The 1873-nt window shown below is 73.3% G+C and carries 1 protein-coding gene; it reads left to right on the forward strand.

Translation table 11 applies throughout. The annotated features are described in order from the left end of the window. Positions 1-1830 (forward strand): Ig-like domain repeat protein (locus HMPREF3086_RS03130; RefSeq protein WP_168169042.1); only part of this gene is annotated, 1830 nt, incomplete at its 5' end. Positions 1831-1873: the final 43 nt, after the last annotated feature.

Raw genomic sequence — 1873 nt, forward strand, 5'->3', positions numbered from 1 at the left:
ACCACCACCGACCTCACCCTCAGTGAGGTGGAGATGACGGCCGGCGGCACGCTCACCGCGACCGCCGCGGTCACCCCCGCCGGCGCCGTCGGCGACGTGGTGTTCACCGTGGCCGGGCAGACCCAGCGGGTCGCCCTCGCCGACGGTCAGGCGACCGCCGAGTTCCAGCTCGACGCCGCGGGCACCTACACGGTGACCGCCACCTTCGAGCCCACCAACCCGGCCCGCTACACCACCTCCACCGACTCCGAGACGGTGGCCGTGGAGACCGAAGGCACGGAGACCTCGGTCGAGGTCTCGCCGGTGCCTGCCCGGGCAGGCGAGCCCGCCACGCTGCGGGCGACCGTCTCCCCCGCCGAGGCTGCGGGCACGGTGACGTTCGAGGTCGACGGCCAGGAGTACACCGCCACCGTCACCGACGGCGTCGCGACCGCCGAGCACACCTTCACGGAGACCGGCACCTACCCGGTCACAGCCACATTCACCCCGGCCGACCCGGACCGCTACGGCTCCAGCACCGGCACCGCCAGCGCCACCGTCTCCGCGGAGGCCACGGCGACCGACGTCACCGTCACCCCGACGCGCGTCGTGGCCGGCGAGTCGGTCGAGTTCACCGCCACGGTGACCCCGGCGGACGCGGCGGGCACCGTCGACTTCACCCTCGACGGCGTCACCAAGACCGTCGCGGTGTCGGGCGGCGTGGCCGTGGCGACGTTCGACGTCACCTCGGCCGGCGAGAAGACGGTGACGGCGGAGTTCACGCCCACCAACCCGGAGCGGTTCACCGCGAGCTCGGACACCGCCACCTTCAACTCGATCGCCAACGCCACGTCCACCGAGCTCTCCGTGAGCCCGGTCTCGGCGCGGGCCGGCCAGGAGGTCGTCCTCACGACCACCGTCACGCCGGGCGACGTGGCGGGGACGGTGCTCTTCGAGGTCGACGGCCAGGAGTACACCGCCACCGTGACCGACGGCGTCGCGACCGCGCGGCACACGTTCGACACGACGGGCGAGCACACCGTGCGCGCCACGTTCACGCCGACGGACACGGAAGCCAACTCCCCGAGCAGCGACGTCGCCACCGTCGTCGTGAGCGCGGAGGCCACCACCACCCAGGTCACCGTCGACCCGGTCCGTGCGGTCGCCGGTGAGTCGGTCACCGTCACCGCGCGGGTCACTCCGGCCAACGCGGCCGGCACCGTCACCTTCGACTTCGGCGACGGCAGCGCGCCCGTCGAGGCCACGGTGAGCGGCGGCGTGGCCACGGCCACACACACGTTCGCCGAGGCCGGCGACTACGAGATCTCCGGGGAGTTCACCCCGGCGAACCCGCAGCGCTACACGGCCAGCGAGGACACCACCAACGTCTTCGTCACCCCGGAGCCGATCGAGCAGGCCGAGACCACGGTCACGCTCGAGCCGGTCACCGGCGCCGTCGCCGGACAGCCCGTGGACATCACCGCCACCGTCACCCCCGACGTGCCCGGCGAGGTCCACTTCACCATCGACGGCCGCACGATGGTCGTCCCGGTGACCGACGGCGAGGCCGTGCTCACGCACACCTTCGCCACCGACGGCGACCACCCGGTGCAGGCGGAGTTCGTCCCCGCCGACCGCGAGGCCTACGCCGGCAGCGTCGACACCGCCACGGTGACCGTCGCACCCGCTCCCGAGGAGCCGGGCGAGGAGCCCCCGATCACCGGCTCGATCGGCGACCTCTTCTTCTGGGTCCCCGGCACGCAGGGCACGCTGGGGTCGAACTCCGGCTCGCTCGGCAGCTCGCAGCCCTCGGCCAGCTCGCTGCCGACCCTGGAGTCGATCGGGAGCTGACACCGCCCGGATCGAGTGAGGCCCCCGTCCGAGAGGACGGGGG

Origin of the sequence: Dietzia sp. HMSC21D01 (assembly GCF_001815995.1) — a bacterium.
GTDB lineage: Bacteria > Actinomycetota > Actinomycetes > Mycobacteriales > Mycobacteriaceae > Dietzia > Dietzia cinnamea.